Genomic DNA, 264 nt, shown 5'->3' on the forward strand with positions numbered 1-264 from the left:
CCCGCCAGCAAGGTCTGTCCAGCGTCGCCACACTAGACCAGGAAGCCAAAGGCGTCGCGTTAAACCTCAGCTACGAACTGGCAGGTGTGCGGGCCGACATCGGCTCCAGCCCCATCGGCTTCCCCGTCCAGAACATCGTTGGCGGCCTGCGCTGGAGTGGCAGCGACGATGGCGCCAGCCTCGGCATAGAAATCGCCCGCAAATCCGTCACCGACAGCTACCTCTCCTACGCAGGCGCCAAAGACAGCCTGTATGGACTCACCT

1 protein-coding gene is annotated in these 264 nt (G+C 63.3%); it reads left to right on the forward strand.

The genetic code is table 11. The annotated features are described in order from the left end of the window. The coding region (locus ACO0LH_RS28650) for a cellulose synthase subunit BcsC-related outer membrane protein (RefSeq protein ID WP_422944553.1) at positions 1-264 on the forward strand (264 nt) is incomplete at both ends.

Source organism: Undibacterium sp. TJN19 (assembly GCF_049339485.1).
Lineage (GTDB): Bacteria > Pseudomonadota > Gammaproteobacteria > Burkholderiales > Burkholderiaceae_D > Undibacterium.